Annotated in this window: 23 protein-coding genes; 5 read left to right on the top strand and 18 right to left on the bottom strand. The window is 65.9% G+C overall.

The features are described from left to right. Positions 1-5: 5 nt before the first annotated feature. From Q1A98_RS18545 to Q1A98_RS18530, 4 genes are all read right to left on the bottom strand, one after another. Positions 6-2,093 (bottom strand): acyltransferase family protein, encoded by a 2,088-nt coding sequence (locus tag Q1A98_RS18545; protein WP_299576172.1) that lies wholly within the window; start codon positions 2,091-2,093, stop codon positions 6-8. 178 nt (positions 2,094-2,271) lie between these two features. Next, complete coding sequence (locus Q1A98_RS18540; protein ID WP_299576555.1) at positions 2,272-3,225, bottom strand: GDP-L-fucose synthase; 954 nt, start codon at positions 3,223-3,225, stop codon at positions 2,272-2,274. Then, on the bottom strand, positions 3,222-4,253 hold the full coding sequence (gene gmd / locus Q1A98_RS18535) for a GDP-mannose 4,6-dehydratase (protein WP_299576170.1): 1,032 nt from the start codon (positions 4,251-4,253) through the stop codon (positions 3,222-3,224). Before gmd ends, Q1A98_RS18540 begins: the two co-directional genes overlap by 4 nt. A 114-nt stretch (positions 4,254-4,367) precedes the next feature. Beyond that, a complete protein-coding gene (locus Q1A98_RS18530; protein ID WP_299576168.1) occupies positions 4,368-6,293 on the bottom strand; it encodes a hypothetical protein in 1,926 nt (641 codons plus the stop codon). Here Q1A98_RS18530 and Q1A98_RS18525 point away from each other — a divergent pair. Further along, positions 6,283-6,615 carry a hypothetical protein gene (locus Q1A98_RS18525; RefSeq protein WP_299576167.1) on the top strand — a complete coding sequence of 111 codons (333 nt, stop codon included), beginning with the start codon at positions 6,283-6,285 and terminating at the stop codon, positions 6,613-6,615. The two genes, Q1A98_RS18530 and Q1A98_RS18525, sit on opposite strands and share 11 nt — an antisense overlap. A gap of 241 nt (positions 6,616-6,856) precedes the next feature. On the opposite strand, the gene Q1A98_RS18520 is transcribed toward Q1A98_RS18525, so the two are convergent. From Q1A98_RS18520 to Q1A98_RS18500, 5 genes are read right to left on the bottom strand one after another with little or no spacing between them, the layout of a single operon-like run. Then, positions 6,857-8,197, bottom strand: coding sequence for a hypothetical protein (locus tag Q1A98_RS18520; RefSeq protein WP_299576165.1), 1,341 nt, complete (start codon positions 8,195-8,197; stop codon positions 6,857-6,859). Beyond that, positions 8,194-8,976: a glycosyltransferase gene (locus tag Q1A98_RS18515; protein ID WP_299576163.1), complete on the bottom strand. Its 783-nt coding sequence runs from the start codon at positions 8,974-8,976 to the stop codon at positions 8,194-8,196. Before Q1A98_RS18515 ends, Q1A98_RS18520 begins: the two co-directional genes overlap by 4 nt. Next, the gene (locus Q1A98_RS18510) at positions 8,973-9,881 is read right to left on the bottom strand and encodes a glycosyltransferase family A protein (RefSeq protein ID WP_299576161.1); all 909 of its coding nucleotides are present in this window, start codon (positions 9,879-9,881) and stop codon (positions 8,973-8,975) included. Before Q1A98_RS18510 ends, Q1A98_RS18515 begins: the two co-directional genes overlap by 4 nt. Beyond that, entirely contained in the window at positions 9,878-11,143 is a 1,266-nt protein-coding gene (locus Q1A98_RS18505; protein WP_299576159.1) for a glycosyltransferase family 4 protein, read from the bottom strand. Before Q1A98_RS18505 ends, Q1A98_RS18510 begins: the two co-directional genes overlap by 4 nt. Before the next feature lies 1 nt (position 11,144). Next, the gene (locus Q1A98_RS18500; protein ID WP_299576157.1) at positions 11,145-11,921 is read right to left on the bottom strand and encodes a hypothetical protein; all 777 of its coding nucleotides are present in this window, start codon (positions 11,919-11,921) and stop codon (positions 11,145-11,147) included. Between the two features lie 331 nt (positions 11,922-12,252). Here Q1A98_RS18500 and Q1A98_RS18495 point away from each other — a divergent pair, with 331 nt between their 5' ends. Genes Q1A98_RS18495 through Q1A98_RS18485 form a run of 3 tightly spaced genes read left to right on the top strand, consistent with a single transcriptional unit; the run spans position 12,253 to position 16,071 of the window. Beyond that, a complete protein-coding gene (locus Q1A98_RS18495) occupies positions 12,253-13,506 on the top strand; it encodes a hypothetical protein (protein ID WP_299576155.1) in 1,254 nt (417 codons plus the stop codon). Continuing rightward, positions 13,503-14,939, top strand: coding sequence for a polysaccharide biosynthesis tyrosine autokinase (locus tag Q1A98_RS18490; RefSeq protein ID WP_299576153.1), 1,437 nt, complete (start codon positions 13,503-13,505; stop codon positions 14,937-14,939). The genes Q1A98_RS18495 and Q1A98_RS18490 overlap by 4 nt, the downstream gene beginning before the upstream one ends. 16 nt (positions 14,940-14,955) lie before the next feature. Beyond that, on the top strand, positions 14,956-16,071 hold the full coding sequence (locus Q1A98_RS18485; protein WP_299576151.1) for an acyltransferase: 1,116 nt from the start codon (positions 14,956-14,958) through the stop codon (positions 16,069-16,071). Here Q1A98_RS18485 and Q1A98_RS18480 read toward each other — a convergent pair. The 4 genes from Q1A98_RS18480 to Q1A98_RS18465 all read right to left on the bottom strand — a co-directional run bounded on the left by Q1A98_RS18480 (position 16,044) and on the right by Q1A98_RS18465 (position 19,369). Then, positions 16,044-16,637 (bottom strand): SGNH/GDSL hydrolase family protein, encoded by a 594-nt coding sequence (locus Q1A98_RS18480; protein WP_299576553.1) that lies wholly within the window; start codon positions 16,635-16,637, stop codon positions 16,044-16,046. The genes Q1A98_RS18485 and Q1A98_RS18480 overlap by 28 nt on opposite strands. Positions 16,638-16,762: 125 nt before the next feature. Then, the gene (locus Q1A98_RS18475) at positions 16,763-17,188 is read right to left on the bottom strand and encodes an acyltransferase (RefSeq protein ID WP_299576149.1); all 426 of its coding nucleotides are present in this window, start codon (positions 17,186-17,188) and stop codon (positions 16,763-16,765) included. 64 nt (positions 17,189-17,252) lie between these two features. Further along, entirely contained in the window at positions 17,253-18,656 is a 1,404-nt protein-coding gene (locus Q1A98_RS18470) for an O-antigen ligase family protein (RefSeq protein WP_299576147.1), read from the bottom strand. Continuing rightward, a complete protein-coding gene (locus Q1A98_RS18465) occupies positions 18,653-19,369 on the bottom strand; it encodes a hypothetical protein (protein WP_299576146.1) in 717 nt (238 codons plus the stop codon). Before Q1A98_RS18465 ends, Q1A98_RS18470 begins: the two co-directional genes overlap by 4 nt. 198 nt (positions 19,370-19,567) lie before the next feature. On the opposite strand from Q1A98_RS18465, the gene Q1A98_RS18460 reads away from it, so the two are divergent. Further along, positions 19,568-20,350 carry a WecB/TagA/CpsF family glycosyltransferase gene (locus Q1A98_RS18460; RefSeq protein ID WP_299576144.1) on the top strand — a complete coding sequence of 261 codons (783 nt, stop codon included), beginning with the start codon at positions 19,568-19,570 and terminating at the stop codon, positions 20,348-20,350. Here Q1A98_RS18460 and Q1A98_RS18455 read toward each other — a convergent pair. The 5 genes from Q1A98_RS18455 to Q1A98_RS18435 are packed head-to-tail and all read right to left on the bottom strand — an operon-like array spanning position 20,287 to position 26,525. After that, the gene (locus Q1A98_RS18455; protein WP_299576142.1) at positions 20,287-21,264 is read right to left on the bottom strand and encodes a glycosyltransferase family 2 protein; all 978 of its coding nucleotides are present in this window, start codon (positions 21,262-21,264) and stop codon (positions 20,287-20,289) included. The two genes, Q1A98_RS18460 and Q1A98_RS18455, sit on opposite strands and share 64 nt — an antisense overlap. Beyond that, positions 21,261-22,151 carry a glycosyltransferase gene (locus tag Q1A98_RS18450; RefSeq protein ID WP_299576140.1) on the bottom strand — a complete coding sequence of 297 codons (891 nt, stop codon included), beginning with the start codon at positions 22,149-22,151 and terminating at the stop codon, positions 21,261-21,263. Before Q1A98_RS18450 ends, Q1A98_RS18455 begins: the two co-directional genes overlap by 4 nt. After that, positions 22,148-24,262, bottom strand: a complete 2,115-nt coding sequence (locus Q1A98_RS18445; protein ID WP_299576138.1) for a cellulase family glycosylhydrolase — start codon at positions 24,260-24,262, stop codon at positions 22,148-22,150. Before Q1A98_RS18445 ends, Q1A98_RS18450 begins: the two co-directional genes overlap by 4 nt. Beyond that, a complete protein-coding gene (locus Q1A98_RS18440) occupies positions 24,259-25,371 on the bottom strand; it encodes a glycosyltransferase (RefSeq protein WP_299576136.1) in 1,113 nt (370 codons plus the stop codon). The genes Q1A98_RS18445 and Q1A98_RS18440 overlap by 4 nt, the downstream gene beginning before the upstream one ends. Further along, complete coding sequence (locus tag Q1A98_RS18435) at positions 25,368-26,525, bottom strand: glycosyltransferase (protein ID WP_299576134.1); 1,158 nt, start codon at positions 26,523-26,525, stop codon at positions 25,368-25,370. The genes Q1A98_RS18440 and Q1A98_RS18435 overlap by 4 nt, the downstream gene beginning before the upstream one ends. Positions 26,526-26,775 lie beyond the last annotated feature (250 nt).

The raw sequence follows: 26,775 nt of genomic DNA, 5'->3' as shown, positions 1-26,775 counted from the left end.
TAGACTCAGCGCAGCCCGGCATCAGCCAGCATCTCTGCAAAAGCCGGACTGATCTCAGTTGCGTAGGCAGGACTCATGTGTACAAGATCGATCTTCGTCGGAGTTTTGCCCACGAAGGCGGGACAAATGCCCTGTGCGGTGCAGAACAGCGGCCTAGTGTCCAAATACTGCCCATCATGGTAGGTCTCCATGAGACCGCGGTCTGCCGCCGCGCGCTCGGCCCACCTCGTCGAGACTCGTGATGCGCACGTGTTTGGGCTGTTGACCCGCGCGTAACAAGACGCGATCGCAACATCGGCAGGCGGTGGCGACGCGAGTAAGAGCCTTCCGGTGTCTGGTGCGATTCGGTCGGTTAGGCGGCGGACCCCCCGCTCCCACGCCTGCTGCGAATACTGCGGGAACTGGTCGGAATTCACGATCATCACCGCATCCGGCTTTTCTCGACGAATCAACTCAATGTTGTCGTCAATGCGATGGGGACACGCTGCACCTATCGCGGACGATGGGTCACGGGTTTGTATGTCGACGAAAGGACACCCGAACATCGAGCGAACCTGAACCTTCCACCGACCGTCGCTCGCATCTGCAAAACGCTCAAGCGGGCGCGCGAATGTCATGGCGATCGAGTCACCCACGAGGACGATGGTTCGAGGCGCCGAAGCCGTTCCGAAAGTGCAGTCGGCCACAGGAAGCGCCACGACGTCCCCGCACTCGATGAACCGGCTCGGAACTTGCTCGCCATTTCGGATCATCCGGTCGACGGCCGAGTCGAATGGGGGCCAGCGCGTCGCATCGGCTGCTGAGGTGATCTCGCCTTGCAGCGACTTCAATGCTGTCCCGGACACCGCGGTGGCGAACCCAGACTGTGCCGACGCCGACGCCGACTCCGGCCGGGAGTGCGCGGTGTACACCAAGAACGACGAGCTTAGAACGAGAGCTGCGACTACGGCGGAAACGAGCAGCCGCGGGGACGAAGGTGGCCCCTTGATGTCGGTGTACGTCTTCTTGCCGAGCTTACGGAACGGCTCCTCGACGAACCGAAAAGACCATGCCGACAGAGCAAGAGTTGTCACCAACATCGCAGCTTGAACAGGCAGCGTCGGCGAACACGAAGCGGTGACGAAAACGACGATCGGCCAATGCCAGAGGTACAGCGAGTACGAGATGTTTCCGACATATGTCATGACACGGTTGTCGAGGACCCGGGTGAGAAATGCTGCGGGCGAGCCAAAGCCGCTCGCGATGACAGCGGCCGTCCCCATGACCGGCAGCGCGGCGAGCGGTCCTGGGAATCGAGAACTGCCGGCAGCAGTCTCGACAGCAGAAAACGCCACCAACGCCAGTCCGCCCACGAGAAGGGCCGAACAGAGAGGAGATCCGAGGCGATGAGAGATGATCTTTTCGCGCGTTGCCGAAGGAACGGTTGCGAGCACCGCGCCCGTTGCGAACTCGAACACTCGCGACGACGTTGCAAAGTAGGCGAAGTTGCTGTTTGACGCGGTCTGGTAGATGGCGAGAAGGAAGCTTGCTGCGGCGATAGCGGTTATCAGTCCGGGGGTCAGCCACTGACGACGACGTGACTGTCCGGCGCGGCGATCAATCATAACCACGAGCACGATGGCCAGTGGCCAGAAAAGATAGAACTGCTCTTCCACCGCCAGTGACCAATAGTGTTGAAAGGGTGACTGATAACCGATCGGCGAGAAGTAGTCGACACCGGCGGTAGCGAATTTCCAGTTGATGGCAAAGACCATCGAGAACAGCGCGTCGATCGCTGATTGGTTGGCGCGCGACGGGAAGAATATTGCGTAGGAGAGCGCGACGGTGACCGCGGCAACAAAGATCGACATCGGTAATATCCGCCGGGCGCGATGGGTATAGAAGCGCCGAAAGCTGATGCGGCCGCCATCGGTCTGTTGCTTGAGCAGCTGCGACGTGATCAAGTAGCCGGATATCACGAAGAAGATGTCTACGCCGACGTATCCGCCGTGGGGGCGATGGAAGACGTGGTCTGCGATCACGAGGCCGACGGCAACTGCCCGCAAGCCCTGTATATCGGGCCGCTTGCCCGTGCGGGTCGGCGAATTTGTCATACGAGTAGATGACACTGATGACAAGCTCCGCTCGCCTTCTCTGAGTTCTTGGTTGTTCAACCCCGACGAAGAGTAAGTGACGGCTATCCGAAGCGCATCTTCACGGTCGACGATCGTACGGCCAGGAATCTTCCATTCCTTCTACACCGAATTTGTAGGTGTTTCGGGTTCACCGCGTCTAAACGACGTGATGCCGGTACCACTCCACGGTGCTCGCCACTCCGTCACGCAACGAGATGCGCGGGCGCCATCCGCTGTTCGAGAGTGTGCTGACGTCGGTCAACTTTCGAGGCGTGCCGTCGGGCTTGGTGGTGTCCCAATGGACATCGCCGGTGTAGCCGACTGCTTCGGCCACCATCTCGGCGATCTCGGCGATGGTGTGGTCGACGCCGCTCCCGACGTTGACCTGCTGGGGCCCGTCGAAGTGGTCCAACAGGTGTAGGCAGGCGGTTGCCATGTCGTCCACGTGCAGGAATTCTCGCCTCGGCGTTCCTGATCCCCAGTTGGTCACCGAGGACGCGCCCTCTCGGCGGGCGGTCTCATAGCGTCGGATCAGTGCCGGCAGAACGTGACTCGTTTCCGGCGAGAAGTTGTCGCCGGGTCCATAGAGGTTGGTGGGCATGGCCGAGATCCAGGGCAACCCGTACTGGCGTCGGACGGACTGGACGTGCAGGATGCCTGCGATCTTGGCGATCGCGTAGGCGTCGTTGGTCGGCTCCAGAGGGCCGGTCAGCAACGCGTCCTCGCGGATGGGTTGTGGGGCGAATTTTGGATAGATGCAGGTGGATCCGAGGAAGAGCAATCGCTCGATACCGTACTCGAGCGCGGCATCGAGCACGTTCACCTGGATCTGCAGGTTCTGGCTGATGAAGTCGACGGGATGGGCGTTGTTCGCGGCGATGCCACCAACTTTCGCCGCGGCGAGGATGACGGCCTGGGGACGTGTCTCGGCAAAGAAGGCGAACACCGCAGGTCGATCGGTGAGGTCGAGCTCGGCGTGGGTGCGTCCGATGACGGTGGTGAAGCCTTCGGCTGCGAGGGTCCGCGCGATTGCCGAACCCACAAGACCGCGGTGGCCTGCGAGATAGACGGTGGCGGAGCGATTCAGTGGGCGTGGCGTGGCCGTGCTCATCGTGGTGAGGTCCACCCGGGCAATGCCGGTCTGTCGATCCATGGCGTGCCGGCGCATTCCAATGCTGCGACGTCGGCATCGACCATGATCCGCGCCAGGTCCGATGCCGTCACCGTTGCGCTCCACCCGAGAACGGACCCCGCCCGTGTGGCGTCACCGACCAACGCGTCGACCTCCGTCGGTCGGAGGTAACGCTCGTCGAACCGTACGTGCTTCTCCCAATCCAGGCCGGCATGGTCGAAGGACGTCTGCAGGAACTCTTTGACGGTGCAGGGTGTCCCGGTCGCGAGCACAAGGTCCTCGGGCTCGTCTACCTGCAACATGCGCCACATGCCCTCGACGTATTCGGGCGCGTACCCCCAGTCGCGGACGGCGTCGAGGTTGCCGATGTAGAGGAGTTGCTCGATGCCGGCCTTGATGCGGGCGACCGCGCGGGTGATCTTGCGAGTCACGAAAGTCTCACCGCGACGGGGTGACTCGTGGTTGAACAGGATCCCGTTGACCGCGAACAGTCCGTACGCCTCGCGATAGTTCCGGGTGACCCAATAGCTGTACACCTTGGCGGCGCCGTAGGGCGAGCGAGGGTAGAACAGGGTGTCCTCGTTCTGCGGGGGCGGTGACGCCCCGAACATCTCCGACGACGACGCCTGATAGAACCGGCATTTGACGCCCGCGACGCGGACGGCCTCGAGGAGTCGGATGGAGCCGATCCCCGTGGTGTCCCCGGTGTGCTCGGGTTCGTCGAAGCTCACTCGAACGTGCGACTGAGCGGCGAGGTTGTAGACCTCGTCGGGGTCGATCCGGGCGAGCAAGGTGACCAGCCGCGCGCCGTCGGACAGGTCTCCGAAGTGCAGGAAGAGTCGAGCGTCTTCCTCGTGCGGGTCCTGATAGAGATGGTCGATCCGGCTGGTGTTGAACGACGACGAACGGCGGACCAGCCCGTGGACCTCGTATCCCTTCGTGAGCAGCAGTTCGGCCAGGTAGGACCCGTCCTGTCCTGTGATCCCGGTGATGAGTGCACGCTTCATGGGTTCTGCTCCCGTCGCTTTCCTGCACCCATTACACATGCCGCGACGCACTTCTCCCCGTGATCCGTCGGGACCGCGGGGAGAAGTGACCGAGCTGCTGCCCTCAGGCCGGCGTCAGCGCGAGGACGTTCCCGCCGATCCGTTCGCCCCCGGGGTCGACGAGCCGGAGGTGCCCTGTGCGGACCCACCCGCCCCGCCGGTGCCGACGTCGCCTGACTTCGTCGCGTTGCCCCCGTTGCCGCCGCTGCCACCGACCGCGGTACCCCCGACTGCGGAACCTCCGGACCCGCCACTACCGGCGGTGCTGCTGCCGGACACGTTGCGCGGGTTGCTGGTGTTGCCGCCGGTGCCGCCGGTGCCACCAGAGGCTGTCCCCGACGGGTCGCTGGTTGCGGCATTGCCACCGTTACCGCCGTTGCCGCCGGCCAGTCCGGTCTGCCCTGTCGTCGGGTTGGTGTTGCCGACCTCGCCGACGGTGGAGCGTCCGTCTCCGCCGTTTCCGCCGTTTCCGCCGGTGGCATCACCGTGCTCGACAGTCACGCTGCCGCCGTTACCTCCGTTTCCGCCGACGAACAGCGTGCTGTCACCACCGTTTCCACCGTTTCCGCCGGTTCCGTTCGTGCCGTTGGACCCGGCGCTGCCGGCCGTCCCCGTTCCGGAGGCTCCCCCGGTCCCGGCGCTGCCGCCGGCCCCGCCGGCACCACCGCTCGCCCCGTTTCCGCCGTTTCCGCCGTTTCCGCCGGCACCGGTGTAGGTGGTGCCGCCGAGCTTCTGCGAGGTCGCGTCGCCACCGTTCCCACCGTCGCCGCCGCTACCGCCGTCGCCACCTGCGGCGCCGTTGCCGCCGTTGCCGTTGGCGCCTGCAGTGCCGTTGGTGGAGCCGGTACCAGCCGCTCCGCCGCCACCCCCGTTGCCACCGTTGCCGCCGTTGCCGCCGACCGTTCCTATCCCACCGGCAGCTCCGTTCTTGCCAGCGACGGTGAGGTCGTTCACCGACGTGGCACCGGGCGTCTTCGTGCCGTTGGCGCCGTCGGCGCCATCGGCGCCGTTCGTGCCCGCGGTGCCCGCTGCCCCGTTGCCGCCCTGCGCGCCGATGCCCCCGTTGCCTCCGGCGCCCTGCATGCCCGCAGTTCCACCGCTGCCGATCGTGCCCGCGGAACCACCGGCCCCGCCGTTGCCACCCTCGCCGCCCTTGCCGCCGTCCTGGCCGTCGGCAGAGGGAACAGCACCGTTCGCACCCGCGACGCCGTTCCCGCCGTTCCCTCCGGCGCCGCCGGTGCCGCCGCTGCCGTTGGAGCCGGTGGCACCGACCGACCCGAGGAGCACGCCGCCCCCTCCTCCGGCGTTTCCTCCGTTCCCGCCTTTGCCTCCGTCAGTACCCCCGACGCCCGAACTGCCCGGGCTGGTTCCGTCGGCGCCGTTCGTGCCGGCGGCACCGGTGCCGCCGATCCCGCCGTTGCCGCCCGCGCCGCCGATGCCGAGGATCCCGCCACCTCCGCCTCCGCCGCCGTTGCCGCCGCTGCCACCGGCAGGGTCGTTCACGCCGGGCTGACCGGTCGCACCGGCGGCTCCGTTGCCGCCGTTGCCGCCCTTGCTGAGCAGGAGGCCTCCGAAACCGCCTGTGCCACCGCTTCCTCCGTCGGCCACGCCGTTGCCGCCGTTGCCGCCCTTGCCGATCAGGAGCGCGCCGGCTCCTCCGGCTCCGCCGTTTCCGCCGGTGGTCGAGCCGTTACCGCCGTTGCCGCCCTTGCCGAACAGCAGGCCGCCGAAACCGCCGGCGCCTCCGTCCCCTCCGTTGACACCGTCGCCGCCGTTGCCTCCCTGGCCGTAGATCAAGCCGCCGTGCCCGCCGGATCCGCCGTTGGCGCCGTTGCCACCCTTTCCGAAGAGCAGTCCGGCGTTTCCTCCGTTGCAGGCCGCGCCGGTGCAGTCCGGCGCCGCCGACACACCGTCGCCGATGAAGATCGCGATGAGGCTTCCGAGTCCGCCGCCATTGGGTGTGGCCGGCACCAGGGCATAGGCGGATGGGGTGGTGGTCACCGTCGCGATGCGTGGTGCGAACTTGGTGCTCACGGTGGTTGTGCCCGACGGCGTCACCGTGGTCCACGCCGGGGACGGTGGGAACGCGCTGAACAAGGTCGTGGCGAGATTCGGCACGATCGACGTCGACGGGCTCGTGGTGGAGGACGGACCACCCTGCTTGCCGACGCCGGTGAGCGTCGGGGACGCGGTCGCAGAGGACGATCCGCGCACGGCGAGGATGGCTGGGGGAACGCTGGTCGGAGCCGCGTTGGGAGGGAGAACCTTCGGCGGGAGCAAAGACGCGACGAGGTTCGCGCTCGATTTGACTCCCTCGTCATAGGCGACCGGCTTCGATGGCGCTGCGGCGGCCGGAGCCGCCACGAGCGCGAACCCTGCAGTCGCGAAGAGCGCTGCGACCGCAGCGACAGTAGCGGCGGTGGTGAGTTCGATGGGATGTGATGCCGGTCGTGCGGGGCTGTGCTTGCCCATGCGCATGCTCCAAGGTGTCGATTGTGTGCCCGGAGCATATGTGCAGTTGGCGTTCCTTCGCCGTCCACCAACCGGACGACCACGGGCCAAATCTATTTCCTTGCCGCAACTTTCGTCCTGGCCGAGGTCAAGTCGGGGACCAGCTGCCCGATCACCACCCCTGCCACCGATCCGAGGACCGCACCTGTTGCCCCGAACATCGGAACCGACACCACCGCCGAGCCCATGCTGACAATCGCCATCGCGACCACACACCATGCCTGCCAACGCAGCTCCGACGGTGTCGTCAGGAGTGAGCCTGTGGGGAGGTGGACGCTCTGGACGAGGAGCAGCAGCCCGTATGCGGTGGCCAACCCCGTCGGGATGGTCACCTCCCCACCGGAGACGATGGTCGCAACCCATGGGGCGGCGAGGGTGAACACCACACCGATCGCCGCGCCGGTTGTGCTGAACCACAACAGGCTTGCTCGCCACAATCGCAGTGTTCGCCGCGGATCCACGCGTCGCCGGACGAATATCGGCCACATCGCCGTGCCGGCGGTCGAGATCACCATCCATCCCATTCCATAGAGCTGGGCGGCGAGACCGTAGGATGCGAGATCTGCGGCATCGCCGGAGTGCGCGACGACGAGACGACCCCACTGCAGGCCGACGGGCAGTCCGATGGAGATGACGAACATCGACGCCGAACCCGCCAGCAATCGCTCGGGCAGGACGGGTCGACCGCCATCGGCGGCAGCGGTCCCGGTCTGTCGGACGATGTGCGCCGCGACCACGAGGGCGACGAACCCGGACAGGGCGAGTCCGATGACGGGGGGGACGGCGTAGAGCAACCCATGCGCGTCGACGCCGACGAGGAGTGCTGTTGCCATCACCGTGAACGCCGCCGCGCTGAGTGAGACACCGACGGCGATGTGGTTGCGTCCCAATCCCGTCAGGAGTCGAAGGCCTGCGCTGAGCGGCACGGCCAGTCCGAACACTGCCAGCGCGATCGACAATGGTGTGCTCTCGGATCTGCTGATGCTGTCCCCGAAGAGCAGTCCCCATCCGTCGAAAGCCCATGCGGCTGTTGCCAGCGTCCATATCCCGACGGTCACGGAGGCCAGCACCGAGCCGGCGCGCCGCAGCACACGGAGGTAGTGCGCCCGGGTGATGGCCCCGTCCGTCCACTGCGCGCTGGCGGTGGTGACCGCCGCCCCCACGCCCAGGTCGGCGAAGGGGAACAACAGCGCGACCGCTGCGACCGTGCTGACCACGCCGAAGGTCCGCGCGTCGGTGTGGTGGATGACGAGCGCGGTGTTCAGCAGACCCAGCAAGCCGACGGCTGGGGTGCCGACCGCGCGTATGACGACCCCGAGGACGAGTGAACGTCGTTCGGCGGCGTCGAGGCCGTGGCCACCACGCCTCGGTGCGACTCCGCCTGAGGATGTCATCGCGTGCGCACACGCATTCGCAGACGCGCGTACGCCATGTGGCTCCTCGCCTCGACGATGTAGGAGCGCGCCAGGTGGGCCAGACGCGCCGACGCGGACATCTCGATGTGAGCGCGCGCGGCACGACGCATGTCGACGAAATGAGGATGGACACCGCGGGTCGACCCTGCGCCGGAGATGTCGAAGTCACAAAGGATCTCGTCGATGACGATGGGTGGTCGGCGCAGAGCTGCGCGCAGCATGAACTCCTGGTCTGCGGCGAGTCCGACCGAGAGGTCATGCACGCCGATCTCGTCGAAGAGGGCGCGATGGAAGAAGGTGGCCTGGTGGGGGATGGCCACGCCGCCGGCAGCGAAGCGGGCGAGGTTGAACTCCTTCTGTCCCATCAGGCCGCGGGAGCGGCCGGCGCGATCGACGAGTCGCGCCATCCCGTGTGCCCACCACCCGGCAGAGGGTGCACCCACCGCGCCTATCGCCGTCGAGATCGACTGCGGAGAGGCGAACGTGTCACCGGAGTGCATGAACCAGATGATGCTCCCGGTCGCGTGGGCGAGTCCGATGTTCATCGCGTCGTATCGTCCGCCGTCGCGCTGCGACTGCCAGTACGCCATGTTCGGCGTTGCCTCGAGCATGGCTCGGACCTCGGGTCCCGAGCCCCCGTCGATCACGATGTGTTCGACCGCCTCGTGATCCTGCGCGCTGACGCCGGCGATGGTGTGTCGCAGTCCCCGAATGTCGTCGAGGCTGATCGTGACCACGGACACCAGGGGAGTGGTCACCGGGGCGCCTTCCTCCGGGAGATCGACGATCGCACCACTGCGCGCGTGTGCTCGATGACTGCCCGTTCGAGCGCGTGACGGGAAGGACGTCCCACATGGACGGCTTCGCGGATGAGGGCTCTGATCCGACGGTGATCGGCGAGGTCGACAGCTCTGGTGACCGGGAAGGTGAGGAGGAAGTCGGCCAGCAGATCCGGCCGGTCCGCGAGGCGCGTCCTGCCGAAGCGGACGCTCTTGTCGACGGCGAAACTGTGTGAGATCCCGTTGTCCGAGGCGGCGTAGGCGACCAACGGCTCGGATGTCTGCAGGATCGGCGCGGTGGGAAACGCGTCGCGGAAGTCGAGCATCCAGGCGAAATCGTCGTGGATTCCCGTCGACGGGTCGAACCGGACAGCGTCGCGTCCGATCCAGCGGGGGAACAGCATCGTGGACGTCTGGAGAAAGCTCCCGCCCATACGCACCGAACGGAGCCGGAACATGTACTCGGCGTAATCCTCGTGTGCGGTGATCACTCTGCGGGGCCACACCTTCGTGCGCCCGTGCGTGGTGACCGTCGTCGAGGTGGCCGACACCCACGGGTGCGACCCATGGAGGTCCACCCGCATCGCGGCGTGGCGCAATTGGCAGGCGATCTTGTCGGCACGCCAGACGTCATCGTCGTCGAGAAGGGCGATCACGTCACCGGAAGAGGCATCGATTCCGCACTGCCGTGCTGCATTCGCACCCGCGCCAGGACCCACCCGGAGACGACGAACTCGGTTGTCGGCCGCCAACTCGGGGATCACCACGCTGTCCGAGACCACGATCAACTCGAGTTCGCCGTCGAACCGTTGCGCCAGAACGGAATCGATCGCGGTCGACAACGACGCTCGACCGATGGTGGGGATGACGACCGATACCTTCATGCACCGACTCCGCGGTTGTCCGCCGAGGGACTCGTCGTGCACCGCGGCTCCCCGGTACGCCGCTCGGCCAGAGCGCGGCACCACGCCTCATAGGCGTCGATCGCCTCGGTCTCGCCGAGAATGCGGCGGGCATGATCGGGACCGCGCAGCGCCGCCTGCCGGACGAGGGATTCGTCGGCAGCGGCGGTGACAAGCGCGTCGAGGAGACCGGCCGGATCGCCTGGCGCGACGACCATCCCGGCACCCGAGGACCTGATCTCGTCGGCGGCGACGCTCTCCTCCGGCGTCGCGGCGACGATCGGGCGCCCCACGACGAGATAGGACGTGATCTTGCTCGGCAGGGCCATCTCGGTGAGACCCGCTGTCTCACTGACGAGCAGGACGTCGGCCGCCGCGAGGACGGACACGTACTCGCGTTCGTGCAAAGTGGGTGTGAACTCGACGCGATCGATCGCATGCGCGAGTCGTTGCAACGACGCACGTTGATTCCCGTCGCCGATCAGGACGAAGCGGACGCGCGAGCGTCGACGATCTGCGAGACGTGCCGCCTCCACGACCGTCTCGAGGGCCTGTTTGCGGCCCATGTTCCCCGCATGGACGACGACGACGTCATCAGGCCCCCACCCCCGTTCTGCCCGCGTCGCCTCTCGTGCGGCCGCGGCGTCGGCGGAGACGTGAGACCAGTTACGCACCACCGACACCGCGTCGCGCTCCACTCCCGCGCGGGTGAGGGTGTCGATGAATCGGTCGTGGATGGCGACGACGCCGTCCGCCCCGGCGAGCGTGCGCCGTTCCAGTGACTGCAGTGCAGCCTGTGCCGGGCCGTGCAGGACCCCCATCTCGGCGGCACCGGTGGTGTAGATGTCCTGGACCACGACACCCACCGGGATCCGGGCTTTCCGTGCCCGCGCGGTGACGGCGGCTGCGGAGAGCAGTGCCGGGCTCACCGCGATGACCACGTCGGGGCGGTGCCATCTCGCGGTCATCGCGCGAAGGGCGAACACCGCCTCCATCCTGATGCGACCCAGAGTTCCCGGCGACCGGGGGACGGGGTGGCTGACGCGGTGGACCCGCACGCCGTCGTCGGTCATGAATCGACGCGGCCCGGAGCGGTCGGCCCGCCACTGGGGGTAGTGCGGGACACCGGTGATGACGGTGACGCCGTGACCGCGTCGCGCGAGGCCGGCGGCGAGGGCGGTGGTGTACGGGGCCACACCCGTGACCTCCGGGGTGAAGTTGATGCCGATGATCGTCAGCCGCATGTCAACTCGCCCACATCGACGTGATCGCAGCAGGGGTGACACCCGGACGGGGCTCGTAGAGCTCCCATGTCGCCCACCTCCCTGTCCATGCGCCGACCCGGGGATCGGCCACGCTCGACCGGCGCCCGTCGGGGAGGGTGACGGTGAGCACCGACCCCGTGCGGTTGATCTCGAATGCGACGGGACCATCCCCGCCGTCCGGCCTGGTCCACTCGCCGCGGGCGATGGTGTTGGCTCCGATCTCGGGATCGAAGACGCCCAGATCCCACGTGTGGTCGTCGGCGACGAAGTGGATCCCCGCATACGGGAACGTCCGGCGCGCGGCCATCGCGTCGACGACGGATCCGTCGAATGCGACGGCGGCGACGAAGCCCCCGGTGCGCGGGAACGCGGCGGTCAGTCCGAGCCGCGTCACCGGCCGCGGCAAGGGTAACTCGATGTAGCTCGCGGCGTCGGTTCCCGTCGGGTTCCCATGACGGAGCGCGCCCTGCTCGACGGCCATGGGTCTGCTGTTGCGGCCGCTCTCCAGGGTTCGCGCCGCAGGGACGTCGCGGAGCGATCGCGTCGTCGCGAAGTCGACCACGACGGCGGCGCCGGTCGGGCCGGGCGGCGGCCCGATGCTCGGAGACGGGATCGAGACGGCGTCCGTGGGACCCTCAGCGGCGTCGTTGTCGTGATCGTCCACGACGATCCATGTCCCGGCAACGAGAAGCACGACAGCGAGCAGGGATCCCACGGTCCACAGCACGCGACGGCGCGCGCGGAAATCCGGGCTCATCGCTATGCTGCGGCCGCGCCGATGGGGCTGCCCTGGTCGATCATGGGGTCATTCTGGGGCACCGCACGCAGTGTGGTCCCTGTGAGCGCCGGTCGTGTGGTCTCTTCGGAGTACCTTCCTCTGCCGCAGCCTCGACCGCCCTCTTTTCGGTGGGCGATGCAGCCATCGTGCTAGTACCGTTCCGCCATGGCCGCCGGTACGAGCGCGCCGAGTCATGCGGCCCGGACGGGTTCGCCCGGGGGAGGGGGAGTTCGGTGGAGGCGTCTGACGTCGATCCGGCCCTGGGTTCTCTTCGTGTGGCCTGCGTCGCGCTCGACGACCTCAGAGCAGCATGACTGCAGCCGTTTCGGCCGGGGGCGAACGGTTTCTTCTGACCGACGCCTCGTCCGCCGAACCGGTGCCGCGATCGTCGATCCGGAGCCCAGCCCTCGCGCTCACGGGCGCGACATCAGCTCTCCCGCTGATGACGTTCACGGTCACCGGCTTCTCGCTGGTCTGTTTCGTCTTCGCTGTGAGTGCGATCCATCAGTGGGTGCGCCGTGAGCTTGCCCTGCCGCTGCTCTTGTGCCTCGCAGGATCGCTTGCCTACCTGGTGTCGGCTCTGATCAACGAGACCTCGTTGTCGGCAATCGACGTCCCGGCATTCCCCGCTGTCGCCCTCTACATCGCAGGGATCGCCGTTCTCGCCCGTGATGTCCCGGATCTGATGGCACTGTTGGCCGGCATCTCGGCGGGCACCATCGCCTTCTACCTCGCCGTCGGCACCGCGCTCACCGCCGGCGGGTCCACGGCCGATCTGTGGAAGTACGGTCTCGCACCGTCGGTCACTGCCCTGGCTCTGATCGCGGTCGCGCGCCGCAGGCGAGCCCATCCCGCGGCGGGCTGCGTGGTGCTGATCCTGCTCGCATCGGTGAGCATCGCCTTGAACTTCCGCTCGCACGCGCTGATCTGTCTCGCTGCGGCGCTGTTGGTGACGGTGGATACGCTCCGCGGACGGCCACTACCGCTGGCAGCAAAGGCCGGGGTCGTCGCGGCGCTGGGTGTCGGTTCGTCCGCGGCGCTGTCGGCGGCGGCGAACACCGGACTTCTCGGCAGCGCGTTGACCGCGAAGGTGGAGATGCAGTCCGCGCAGCATGTCCCGGCCATCCTTGCCGGGCGCACCGAACCGCCGCTGTCGATCACCGCCATCGCACATCGGCCGCTGCTGGGATGGGGTGACGCCAATGCACTGTCCGCCAGCGTGTTCGACCACGCCTATCAGCTCGCCTACCGGTGGGGTTTCGACCTGTCCTATCCGCTGCAGACGCTCTGGCGGACCGCGGACGGGGCGGTGTCGCTGCATTCGATCCTGCTGGGTTCGTGGGCCGAGGCGGGTGTGCTCGCGGCGCTCGCCGCGGCCGGGTTGGTTGTCGCCGCGGTGGCTCTCGTCGTTCGCGCCCATCGTCTGCCTGCTCTCGCACCGGTGATGATGTTCCTGGGTATTCAGGCACTGTGGGACCTGGCGTTCTCGCCCTGGAGCTACAACCTCCCCGCGGTCTTCGCGATCATCGTGGTTCTGGCCGTGCGTCTGCGGGCGACGCGATGACCGGCCCCGCCGAGGTGCGGACCGCCGACGACGACGCGGTGCGGTCGGTGGTGCGAGCCCTCCGGTCGGGATGGATCGTGATCGTCCTGATCGCCGTGATCTTCGGTGGGGTGGCGCTGGGTGTGAGCGCGGCGCAGCCGGCGAAGTACCGGGCGACCGCGATCATGTACGTGACCTCCGGTGGCGGTGACGCCGGTCAGAATGCCTACCAGGGGCCGCAGGCCTCGCAGCAGCGCGTGCAGTCCTACACGAGGCTGGTCACCACCGATGCCGTGGTCGGTCAGGCGTTGCAGACGTCCGGGGTGCCGCTCTCGCTCGATGAAGCACGGAAAGCCGTCAGCGCCACGGCATCGGTCGACACCGTGCTGCTGAACATCGCGGTGGTGGAACACAGTCGATCGATCGCGGAGCGGCTCGCCGGGGGAATCGCCACCGCGATGACGACGTCGGTGGCGCGGCTGGAGACACCGAGCGGTGGCGGGCAGCCCCTGGCGAAGCTGACGTTGGTCACACCCGCGACGTCGGAGTCGACACCGGTGTCGCCCAAGCCAGTTCGCAACGTGGCACTCGCTGTCCTCGCCGGCCTTGTCGTCGGTGCGGTAGGCGTGGTGATCCGCGCCCAGACAAGTAACAAAGTTCGCAGCTCGGCCGACCTCGCTCGCGTCACTGACACGCCTGTGCTCGGCGTCATCCCGCGCGACGACCTGTTGCGTCGGCGGGGAGTGATCGACTTCGGCGAGGGCGCGGCCCCTGCCGCGGAGGCGTTCCGCAAACTGCGCACCAATCTCAGCTTCGCCCGAGTCGACGACCCGCCTCGGGTCATCCTCGTGACCAGCCCGTCGGAGGGTGAGGGCAAGACGACAGTGGTCATGAACCTGGCGGCCGCGATCGTCGAGTCGGGGCGTCGAGTGGTCATCGTCGACGCCGATCTCCGCCGCCCTCAGGTCGACCAGCGGTCGGGCTCGGTGGGCTCGGTGGGTCTGACGAACTGGCTTCGTGGTGACGGTGATCCGCATGATCTGGTGCAGCCGAGTCAGGTGGAGGACCTGTGGATCCTCAGCGCCGGGACACGTGCGCCGAATCCGGCCGAGCTGCTCGGATCGACTCGTATGCGGGAGGTGGTGGACGACCTCAGCAAAACGTTCGACGTCGTCATCATCGACTCTCCTCCGGTGCTGCCGGTCACCGATGCTGTCGTGCTCTCTGCGTGGGTGGACGGAACCGTGATCGTCGCACGATCTGGAGCGACACGATTCGTGGATCTGCGAGACACTTCTACTCAGTTGTCCGCTGCAGGCGGGCGGCTGTTCGGTGCGGTGCTCATAGGAACTGCGTCCGGTCCGTCGGCCTACACCTACGGACCTCAGAAGGCGCAGCGATCAAGGTTCCGGCGTCGGGACCGGGGGCGAAATGTCACAGAGGTCTTGAGGTGATGTAGTGGTGGTGAAGATGTCTGTGTCGACCGTGGACATGAAAGCGTCGGTCGTCCGTGGCAAGGACCAGTCGATCGAGTCGTTACGCGGCCTCGCGGCCATCTTTATGGTCGCCGGGCATGTCATTGGCGGAGGCGACGGTGCGCGCGGCATGCAGGTCGGTCCCGGATCGGGATGGGCGGTGTTCTACGAGTGTCTCGAGGACATCCGGATGCCGCTCTTCACGATGTTGTCCGGGTTCGTGTTCGCACTTCGTCCGCCGATGGCGGCCGCCGCTTATCCGGGACTGGTGAGATCGAAGGTTCGGCGGTTGCTGGTCCCCATGCTCGTGGTCGGAACGGTGTTGTTCTTCTCGCAGTACCTCATTCCGGCGTCGAATTCGCGTCCCCACCTCGGTGACTACCCCTGGATCTTCTTCTACAGCTTCCAGCACCTGTGGTTCTTGCAGGCGGTCTTCCTCATCTTCTTGGTGGTCGGGATCCTCGAGGTCGGCGGTGTGCTCGCAACTCGCCCGCGCTTTCTGATCGTTCTCGCCCTCACCTCGGTGGGCCACATGTTCGCGATCATCCCCTCGCCCTTCAACGTCTTCAGCGTCAACTCGGCAATCCAGTTGTTGCCCTTCTTCCTCATCGGGTATGGACTCCGCCGTCACGGCTTCTTCGCGGGGTCCGCGGGGTCCGTCGCGGGTGTGGTGATCGTTTTCGCTGCCGCATACGGGTTCCGGCTCATGCAGATCACCGGTCACGCGGAGGTCGGCCATCGGTGGGAAACCAAACTCGCTGCTTTCGCCGTCGGTGTGTCCGCGGTGATCCTGCTTTACGTCCTCCGTCATCTGATTCGCAACAGGGTGCTTTCGTGGATGGGCGGATTCGCGTTCGGTATCTATCTGCTCCACGTGTTCGCCACGGCCGGATCCCGCGTGGTCGTAACGCATCTCGGGGTCGGCAACCTGTTCGTCGTGTTCACGGTGTCGCTCGCCGCAGGCGTCGCGTTCCCGATCGTTTTCCAGATCCTGCTGGGACGCTTCGATCCGGTGCGTGTCCTGGTGCTCGGCGAACGTGCCAGGAAATCCGGGCGCCACCGCCTCCGTTCTCGGGAACGCGCTCAGGCGCGTAGCAGCGGGGTCAGGTAGTCGACCACCGCAGGGGGGATCACGGCGTTGGCTTGATCGTCTGTGGGATGTAGCCCGTCTCTGAACCTCTCTCGCGGATCCCAGCGGTCTCTCAGGTCGAGTAGTCCCACGCCGGCACGGCGGGCGAGCTCGGCGTACATGCCTTCGAAGGCGGGCAGGCGATGTCGCAGCAAGCCGCGCGCTCCGTGCACGGGATTCATCGTCATGAGCACGATCGCCGGCTGTTGGCACCCGCGGATTCGTCCCCGTAGTGATCGGATGATCGCGACGTGATTCTCCCGGCTTTCTCGCACCGTCATCCAGTCGAGAAGATCGGAATCGTTGGCGAGAAATTCGACGAGCACGACGTCCGTCGCCGGTAGGTCGGCTGTGGTGGTGACCACAGAGCGCCCCCAGCTCGACGTTGCACCCGGCCGCGCGATTCGCACGAGATCGACATCGCGGCCAAGCCGTTCACCGAGTCGGGCCGCGACAGCGTCCGGCCAGGTGTAGTCGTGAGTGAGGCTTGTGCCGAGTGCAGCCAATCGTATCGGCGCCGGGGACGGCGCGCTCGGACGACACCTCATGGCCACGTCGTGAACTGGGGTGGGTGGCACAGCACGGATGATCGACCCTCGGAAGTCGCCGACGAGAGTCGCCGCCATCAGCAGTACGACTGCCGCGAGGACACCGCGTCGGCGCGGTGAGGAGGTCAGGCGAGTCCCTGTTCGACAAGGGCGCTCTCCACAGCGTCCGCGTCTCGCATCCTTCCGTACTCGATCACGTCGATCTCGCTCTTGATGACGCGCGCAGGGTTGCCCGCCACGATCGACCGGGGCGGCACCGACTTGGTGACGACCGCTCCGGCGCCGACGACGCAGTTGTCCCCGATCTCCACGCCCGGCAGGATGATCGAACATCCACCAATGAAGCAGTTGGCTCCGATCCTGGTGTGGAGGAACATCCCTCGTACCCGGTCGTGGGTGAGGATCCGCGCGTCGAAAGCCACGTAGCTGTACGGGCCGATGTGGACTCCCACCGGGAAGGTGAGGTCGAGCTTCGCGGACATCGACAGTTGAGCCGTCGGGTGGATGTCCATCTTCAGCGCACGGACGAGCACGAATCGCCGCAGTGACACGACGACGTTTCGCAATCGCCACAAGCGGTTGATGCCCAATCGCTTCGACTTTCGCAGTGTCGTGTCATCCGTTGAATGCATGGAGCCCCCCTGGTGCTGTCGGTTCACTCGAGTAGATGTGTGGCGAGTCTTTGTGAACGATCAGCCCCGCAGAACCTGTCGACGGGAAGGTCCAGACCAGGGCGTAGAGGACGAACAGAGTCAGAAACGACTGGGAGAAGGTGAACTCGTCGAAGGTGCTGAACCCGACGACCATGGCGGCAAGTCCGCCTGCGAGCGCGAACACGAGATCTCGGTGTTCGGAACCCCGACGCGTGTGCCTGACGCTGTGTGCCACCCCGAACACGGCGCCGACGACGATCAAGAGCAGAGCGACCACGCCCATGACTCCGCCGGACAGGATCGCCTGGAGCCATTGATTGTCGAGATAGCGCTCGGTGGTGGCGGAGTTGCCAAACCCGTAGCCCAGCCATGGATTCGCGCGGAACAGGTCACCGACGTAGGCGTAGTCGTCGGTGCGCCCGGTGATGCTGTCGTCGCTCCCTGTATTGCTGAACAATTTGGTGACGGCGTCGAACAGCTCAGGTGCCACGACCGCATAGACGGAGACAGCGGTCGCCAGCACGAGGAACGCGGTGATCATCGCCCGGATCGGGAGGACCAGTGCGTAGATGACCAGGGAGGTCGCGACCGCGACGATGGCGGTGCGCGAGACGCTCGCCGGTACGGCGATGAGGAGAAGCCCGGTGAAGATCGCTGCGATCACACGTTGGTTGCGTGAGCGCGAATAGCGCGCGAGGTGCGCGGCGAGCGGCAGGATCACGGCGACGGTGAGTGAGAACCCGATGGGATGTCCTGCGGTTCCCATCACGCGGGTGAATCCCTCGCGAACCGTCGTCTCTTTCTCGAGAATGATGGAAAAGCCGGGCGGTACCAGGATGTATCGATAATCGGAGGTCGACACACCCTGGATCAATCCGATGACCACCGACACCATGGCGCCGGACACGAGCGCCCAGATCACTGTGCGCCGTGCTCTGGCTGTCGTCGTGGTCAACGTTACGTACGACACGACGCCCACGGCGATGAGAACACCCATCACGGCGCGAGTCGCGAGAGCGCTCTCATTCGCGGACACGAAATAGTCCGAGTACGCACGTGCGTAGGAGAACAGGGACAGTGCGCCATAACCGATGATGCAACCCACACCTGCGACGGAGGCCGTCCGAGAGGGAAGAAATCGTCGGCCACCGACAAGGGCGAGGATGCTCAATGCGAGCATCATTAAGCCGATGAAACGTGCGGGGGAACCGTTGCCTTTCAAAGGGCCCGGGAGAACCGCTTCATACGGCAACGCGAAGAGCAGGAACGCGAAAGCGATCACGAGCGGGTTCGCGCGCGGCGTCACCACTGGGGCGCGCAGGAAGCTGTCGTCCGGGGAACGGGAGCGGAGATCCGAGGCCGTCACCGCGCCGCCGGGCTGGGCAGTCGCTCGGGATCCGCCTTCGTGAGGTCGTCGCTGTCGTCAAGCGGTTTACGTCGCCTCCGTGCGACGTAGGCGAGGATGGCGTCGACGGCGACGGTCACCACCACGCTGATCAGGATCCCGCCCAGGATCGTGGCCAGAGCCTCTCGGGTTCGCGACGGGTAGCCGCCACCGGGTGTGGGGATCTCCGCCGGGGTCAGGGCCCGATACTGATTCGCTGCGGGCACACCGGCGTCCGATTGCACACTCTGCGCCACGGGTTCCGCCTGCGCGACCGCTGCCCTCAGAGTTTCCTGGACTGCTCGACCTGATGCGCCGGAGGCATCGATGACGAGGATGGGGATCTGTGTCCCGACCGGTGCGGTGAACAGCTTGGTGTTGTAATCGAGTGTTCCACCGGCCGCGCGCACTGCCTCCCGGGTGGACGGCTCATCCATGGCAGTTGCCACCAGCGTCGCCAGATAACTCACTCCGCCGGCATCGACCAACCCGTTCGAGTTGACCTGAACCGACCCCGTACTCGACGTCTGCTGAGTTTTCGTGCTCGGTGCGGTCAACCCGACCGAGACGTTGCCGAAGAACACCGGGGTGACACCCGAATAGTTGTTGTAGGCGATCGCAATGCTGATGGCCACCAGTGGAATGAAGACAAACCATCGGCGTGCGCAGGCGCGCAAGACGTCGAACAAATCCACGCGGGAAGCCTCTCAATACGTTCGTTCAGCTGATGCCGAGAATAGCCTGCTCGGGTAGCCTCACGTGAGGTCCGATCAGCTGTATTGGATCACGTGACGCACTGGCTCGCATGTCGATCCGTTAACGGACAGTATCGAAGAAACTCCGATCGTTGATCCGCTCAACCGTTCGTCATCCGTTCAAAGGACAGCATTTACATGACGGTTACATTGCCGCCGAAAAAGATTCAACTCCTGGGCGTGACCGTCGATGCATTGGATCATTCGGAAGCATTGCGTACCGTGGAGAAATTGGTTGCACGTCCCACAACCGACCTTATTGCATTTGCCAATGCACACCTTTTGAATACTGCATGGCGAAACTCGGCGTACCAGACCGCACTGGCCGGCCACGCACTAGTGCTGAACGACGGGATCGGCGTGTCGATGGCAGCCCGGATGTACGGTTTCGAGTTCCCCGTCAACCTCAACGGCACCGACTTCAGCCCAGCGGTGCTGGCCATGGCGGCCGAGCGTGGGTGGCGGGTCGCCTTCATCGGCTCACCCCCCGGTGTGGCGGAGAATGCGGCACGGGTCCTCGCTGGCCGTATCCCGGGGCTGAACGTGGTTGCGACGCATCATGGTTTCGTCGACGACGCACAGTCCATGACGGTGGCTGACGGTTGGGCCGATGCCGACATCGATCTGCTGCTGGTCGGGATGGGGTGTCCGCGTCAGGAGTTGTGGGCCGCCCGCTTCTCGGCTCGGTGCGGTGCTTCCGTGACGATGTCGATCGGCGCCTTCTTCGACTTCGCCTCTGGCACCGTCCCCCGCGCACCCGAGCTCGTGCGCGATTTGCACCTGGAGTGGCTGTACCGGTTGCGGCAGGAGCCGCGCAGACTGTTCCGTCGGTATGTCCTGGGAAACCCCGTCTTCCTCTACCGGGCGGTGCTCTGCAGGTTGCGACTCCAGCCATCTCGCCATTCGGCGCGGCGCGCGTAGAGCTCCCCCCACTGCAGGCCCCTGTCGGCGACACGCTCCATCAGCGCGCGAACGGCGACGCCAATGATGAGACACCGCTTCTGCGCGGCGCGCACGGCTCCCGTGGTGTTCTTGTCGATGAGTGTGACTTTGCCGCGGTACATCATGATCTGCTTGTCCACCAGCCGGCTCGACGATTCGCCGAGCGCATGGGTCGCGCACGCGTCGTTCGTGACCGAGGGACGAAATCCCATCGTTCGAGCGCGCTTACACAGATCGGCGTCCTCGCCGTACATGAAGTAGTCGCTGTCGAACCCGTCGAGGTGGCGCCACAGGTCGTGGTCGACGAGGAGCATGCACCCGGTGACCACGCCCACCTCCCTCGGCGTGCTGCGGTCCCACCGTCCGAGTCCCTCGGGGTTCAGCAACCCACTGTGCGGGAACAGTGCCGACAGGCCTGTGGCGTAGCAGAGCAGGCTCCACGTGGTCTGTTCGCCGAAACACGACCCGCGGTCGAGGTCCCCCTCCGGTGTGAAGATCCGGCCCCCGACGATCCCGCGTCGTGGATCCTCGTCGAGGTAATCGAGTAGCTCGTCTATCGCGCCCTCGGCGACCTCGGCGTCCGGGTTGAGAAGGAGTAACGTCCGTCCTCGCGCCAATCCGGACGCGTGATTGACTCCGCGCCCAAACCCGATGTTCTCGGTGAGGAATTCGACGGTCGCGTCAGGGCCGGCCCACTCGAGCAACTGCTCGGGCTCGACTTCCGGCGACGCGTTGTCGACGACGATCAGCTCCCACGAATGACGCTTCACCCCGGCCGGTACCGCGGCGAGCGAACGTCGTGTCCAGTCCGCGGCGTTGTAGGTCACCATCAGGATCGACACGTCGACAGAGCCTGTCGGCTCGTCGCGGGAAGCCAGGGCGGGGTTCGTCATTCGTGCTCCTGCAGGACTCGTGAGGTGACGTCTGTCGACCACTGCGCGTGTGTTCCGCGAAGGCGTCGAACTCGGGCCACGGCGAAAGCGGCTGCCGTGATCCACACGTAGGCAGCGACTTCGCCGACCGTCGCTTCCCGCCTCCGGACGATGCGGAGCAGAGCCGAACGCGTGGTGGAACGTCCGGAACCCGTCACCATCTCTTCGACGGCCTCGTTCCCGATGTGTACCCGCGCGCGGCGCCGGACCAGCGCGGCGACCGTTCGTGGCGCTGCGACGATGAACACCCCCGGAGTCGTCAATCGCTGGTCCGGACCGAAGACACCGCGAACGTACGCATCGTCGTTCATCACGTCGGGGAAAGTGCCCTTGACGGCTCCACCCGCTTCGTTGACCGCATAGATCCCCGCGCCGATGACCCCGTCCTCGGCGTAGGGGAGTCGCGTCCACACGTTGTGATATGCCCTCAGCGCCCAACCGCATCCGCGGGTGTCAACGACCATACGCGGAGCTCCGACCGCCGGCTCAGCGTGGTCGGCGAGCACGCGGGCGAGATCTGTCAGTGCGCGCGCCGACACCTGGATGTCGGCATCGAGGTACACCCTCGGGTATGTCTGCGCGATCTCGTCCCCGCGGCGCAGAGCCGCGATCTTCGACGCAGTCGGGATGACCTCCACCACCGCTGCCGGGTGATGCCGCAAGTGGTCGACGGCGACGTCGCCGGTGCGGTCGGAAGAGCCATTGACGACCACGACGACCTCGAAGCTCGCCTGCGAATCCGACCGGATGCGGTCGAGGCATCGTCCGATCACCGTGTCCTCGTTGTGTGCTGGGATGATGATAGACGCGACTGGCAGGAACGACTCTGAGTGGTCGGCAGCGTTCATGGGCGGATCCGGTGGCCGTAGTCCCAGATGCCGGCGCCGGCGTCAGGCTGAGGAGCCGCACCCGAGATGTCTGTCACCGCAATCCACGATCGTCCTCGCGCGATGGACATCCCGCTCACAGGTGACGCGTGCCAGGCGATCACGCCGACCTCCTGTTCGGGCCACACGCCTGTCGTCGTTCCGTCCATCCGGCCCTGCTCGTACAACCCCACCCGAACCGAAGCGCTGTCGTACTCCTTCGCGAAGTCCTCGACACCGGTCTCGCCGACGAGAATCGCAAGACCCTTGCTCCGTGTCTCGGCGACATAGGCGCGCATCCTCGCGGCGAGCTTCTCGTCGCTGATCCTCTCGTTCGTGGTGTAGTCGCGGGGCCAGCGACTGTAGACGTGGATGGAGAAGATGACAGGACCGAAGCCCCGCGGTTCACCGAACTGCTCGACCAACGATCCACCGTGGCGGAGGACGAAAGAATCGACCTCGCGAATCGGCCCGTCGCCGATGTCGGCGTCGTTGGGGATGTCGTTGGCGAAATTCGCTGCGTCGAGGACGACTGGTGTGAGAGGGGCGACCGCCCGGATCCGGGTCAGCATCCGCGTGTACTGGGCGGCGAGCCCGTCGATGTCGCGCTGGGGTTCGTTGATCGGGTTGATCCACACCCGCGGGTTGTCGCGATAGCGTCGGGCCACCTCGATCCACCAGTCGGTGGTCGCATCCTCGACGCTGCGTCCGGTTCCGTCCGGTGCGCTACCCGACCGCGTGGACAGCAAGCCACCAGTAGAGTCGTTCGGCGACGCGCCCAGCCCCTTGTTGAACTGGGCCAGGATGACCACGATGCCGGCGCGGGTGTATTCGTCGACGATGCGGTCGAGGTCATTGTTCGTGAAGAACAGGTGGCCCTGCGCCCCGCTGACCGCCCCCCAGTCACGAAAGCCGCATCCGACGCGGACAGCCGTCATCCTCCAGTTGTCTCGTGCGTCATCCGCGCCGCCGAGAACTGTTTCATTCCAGAAGAAGTCAGGACCGGACACGTTGACGCCGACAGGAATGAACTGTCTCCCGTCCGGATCCAGGATCTTGCCTTCGCGCGTGGTGAAACCTGGTGGTGAAGCGGTGCCGGCCAACACCCGTCCTGTCTCCTGCGTCGTCGTCTTTCCCCACGCGCTCACCGCCTGCAGCGTGAGCTTCTGCTGAATCTGGCCTGCCGGCAAGTCGATCGTCGTCCGCGGCCACGGCGCCTGCGCGGCGAACTTCCCGTCGACGAAGACGTTGACATCGCACCTCGACCGAGCTGACCAGGACACGGTGGTGTCGTCTACCGAAATTTTGTCGAGGGCATCGGGGCCCGGGTAGGACCGCGGCCACGAACGGTAGTACGCCGCAGCGCGGACCGAGTTGATACTCCGTCCGAGAGTCGACCCGGTTGCGTCGACGGCTTCCACGAAATACTCCCCGACCGCGTCCGGAACGACAGGACCCGCGAGGCACCACATGGCAGCGGGCGCGTCAGCGGTCCTGGCGGTTGTCGCTACCGGGCGCTCGAGGCCTTCTTTGCGGAGCCGGTATGAGTCGGGGTCGGGGCCGGAGTAGCTCTGGTCGAGCGTCCAACGAAACTGGATCCTGGTCGCGGCGGGAACGGCCTCGACGACAAGAGGTAGTGACGCGACCGCAGCCTCACCCACGCTGAACACCGACTCCGGCGTACGACGCGATGTCGAGCCGTCGGCGTCCAGTGTGGCGATGGCTATCGAGTGCGGACCGTCGGACAAACCGCTGATCGTCACCGCCAAACTCTTCGATGTCGGTCCGGGGCGGCCGTCGACGAAGAGTTGATAGGTGGGAGACCCACCGCGAGTACTTCCGCCAATCCACGACGCGCGAACAGTCCGCGCCCCGTTCTGACGTACCCGGAATTGCGTCGGAGGCTGAAGCGGATCGAAGAGGTCAGAGAGGGGAAGGGCGTCGGAATCCGGGACGGGTGGCGCATCTGTCGACGCGACGGGTCCTTTCGATCCTGTGCAGGCTACGGCGACGGCGCCGACAGCCGCAGCACCGACCCCGACAACGAAGTGCCGACGGGTGATCGGCCCGAAGCTGGACAGGTGGTCGGTCATCCCGTGAGACCCAACAGATCGGCGAAGACGGCCGCGCGATTGCCCCAGCTGTTGTCAGCCGCGATCGCCTTGCACTCTTCCGCCCGCGTACCCCTCGACCGACACGCGGCGATCGTCGCCCTCACGAATGCTTCGGTTTCTCCCTCGATGTGGATGACGTCATGCCCGAGCCACGCCATCGCGGGCAGGGGCGTGGACACTATCTGCAAGCCGGCGGCCAGGTATTCGAACGCCTTCAGGGGGAAGCTCGAATCGTTGAACTCCGAGCGCACGTAGGGGATGAGTCCGACGTCGCAGTGCTGCAGCACGGCATGGAGTTCGGTGCCTGTACGTGAATTCAGGTGATGAAATGCTGGTCGCAACAGGAGGTCTGCGAGTTCGGCGTGTTTGGTGAACGTGTTCTGTACCGGTCCGACGACCACGACCGAGATGCCTGCCTCGAGCAGAGCGGCCATCAGCGCGAGATCGATCCGGTCGGAGACCATTCCGATGAAGACAGCGCGGGGGTTCTCGACCCTCACGAGATCGGCCGGCTCGGGGTGCGTCGTCTCGTCCGGAGAACACCCTGCCGGGACGACCGAGGACCGGATCCCGCGGCGGACGAGAATTTCCCGGAGGTGCGGAGACACCACGCACACCGCGTCGGCTTGTGCCATCCGTGCGGTGAATCGTCGTGACACCAGGGCCGCGTCAATGCCGATCAGGTCTGCTCCTGCGATGTAGTTGTCCTTCACCAGGTGGACGCTCCGTGCACGCGGGAGGGCGCGCAATGTCATGGCAGATGCCGCGATGACGACGTAGCGAACCTGTCGTCGGTTCTTCGTGCGTTTGCGCATCTCCCAGCGAACTCCGACGCCGACCAGAAAGCCGGTCAGCGCGAAAAGCGGACGCCGTTTGCCGAACGGAAGCATTCGCGGTGAGACGACGGCCGTACCACCTCGTTCGGCAACGCCTCTCCCGCCCGGCCGGGGGCGTCCGAACGCCCGCGGCGGGTCGACGTAGACCACGTCATAGTTGGTGGCCAACGCTCTTGCCAGGCGTTGATCGTAGAGTTGGTGCCCGTCGAACGGGGTCGACGCGAGGATCACCACCAGCGGTCGTGTCGTCACGCGCCGACCAAGAAGTCGATGAGCGGTGCGTGACGAGTTCGCCAACTCATGGCCTCGACCAACGCGAGACGTTCTGACTCAGATAGCCGACCCCGCGATGCCGCGGCGCGTGCGCGTTCACCGAAATCGTCTTCGGGGTTGACCAATACGAGTTTCCCCGCGAGGTCGGGGTCGTTCGCGAAAGGGGGCAGCGCGGTCGCGACGACTGGAGTTCCGGAGCAGAGATATTCGAACAGCTTGAGCGGGGACATCGCCTCGGTGAGTGGTGTTCGGTGGTGCGCCAAGAAGCAGACGTCTGCTCCGGAGAGCAGACCTGGGATGACGTCTCGGCTGAGATTGCCTGTGAGGGTCAGTCCGGTGATTCCCCGGAGGTCGCGAACGACTTCCTCGTCTCGTACCGGGCCAGCGAGCGTCACGCAGAACCCGGCCTCGACGAGTGACCGCACTGCGTCGGTGTCCAGACGGCTGTCGACCGTTCCCACGTAAACGGCACGAGCTTTTCCACCGGCGTCGAACGATGTGCTTGGTTGTGCCGGTTGCTCCCATAAGGTGGGGTCGACGCCATTCGGTATCACGTGGCCGACGCCGTCAGGAACGATGCGCGCCAGCAGTTCCGCACTGACAGCGCACACCGGGATGCCCCGCGCAGCGATGGCCCGGTAGGCGTCTGTGATCCGATCGCGGAGATGACGCAGGCGAGGGATCTCACGCTCATCATCCTGAGCGTAGAAGACGACGCGGGAGTAACCCGTCAAGTCGCCATAAGCCGCATGCCACAGGTTGAATGTCACCAGGGCCGGTGCGGAGGTCTTGCGCTTGGCTGCACAACGCTGAATCTGCCTGTCGTAGAGGCGATAGCGAAGTGTGACCGCGCGAGACGTGTTCGGCAGACCGGTGCGCAACGTCAGTGGTCGTACACCGTCGACCGTCGGGGTGTGCGGGGCCGGCCGGTCTCCTCGGAGGCGGCGAACAGCTTGAGACAACAGGCCGCGAGGGTGGTCTGCGACCACGATTCGCGAAACCCTGCTATCCGCCATCATGGAGAGGAACAGCTGATCGGCGGTTGAGTAGAAGCCGCGCCGAAGAGTGTCGGTCCACGTGTCCGAGACCATCGCAAGAACGACAATCCGTTCGGGCACCGCAGAACTGTTCACCTCTTGACCGTCCCCCTGTCCGATTGGCATCAGTATGCGGTGACATCAGGTCTCCTGCATTCTGACCGTGACCGGCCACCCGCAGAATGCGGCTTCCACGGCCATATGCTGGGACTCCTGGTGCGGTCAGCAGCCAGGATCATCCATTCGGACCACATTCTTCACGGCCGAACCGCTCGATCTGACGAGTCCGACGGGGTCGGTTATCGTTCGAGCCATTCAGTCAGTCGTGGCGTCCCAGCGAGCGCGA

Origin of the sequence: uncultured Williamsia sp. (assembly GCF_947494875.1) — a bacterium.
In the GTDB taxonomy this organism is placed as follows: Bacteria; Actinomycetota; Actinomycetes; order Mycobacteriales; family Mycobacteriaceae; genus Williamsia_A.
The sequence above is the reverse complement of the archived record's forward strand: the minus strand, read 5'-3'. Positions and strand labels throughout refer to the sequence as shown.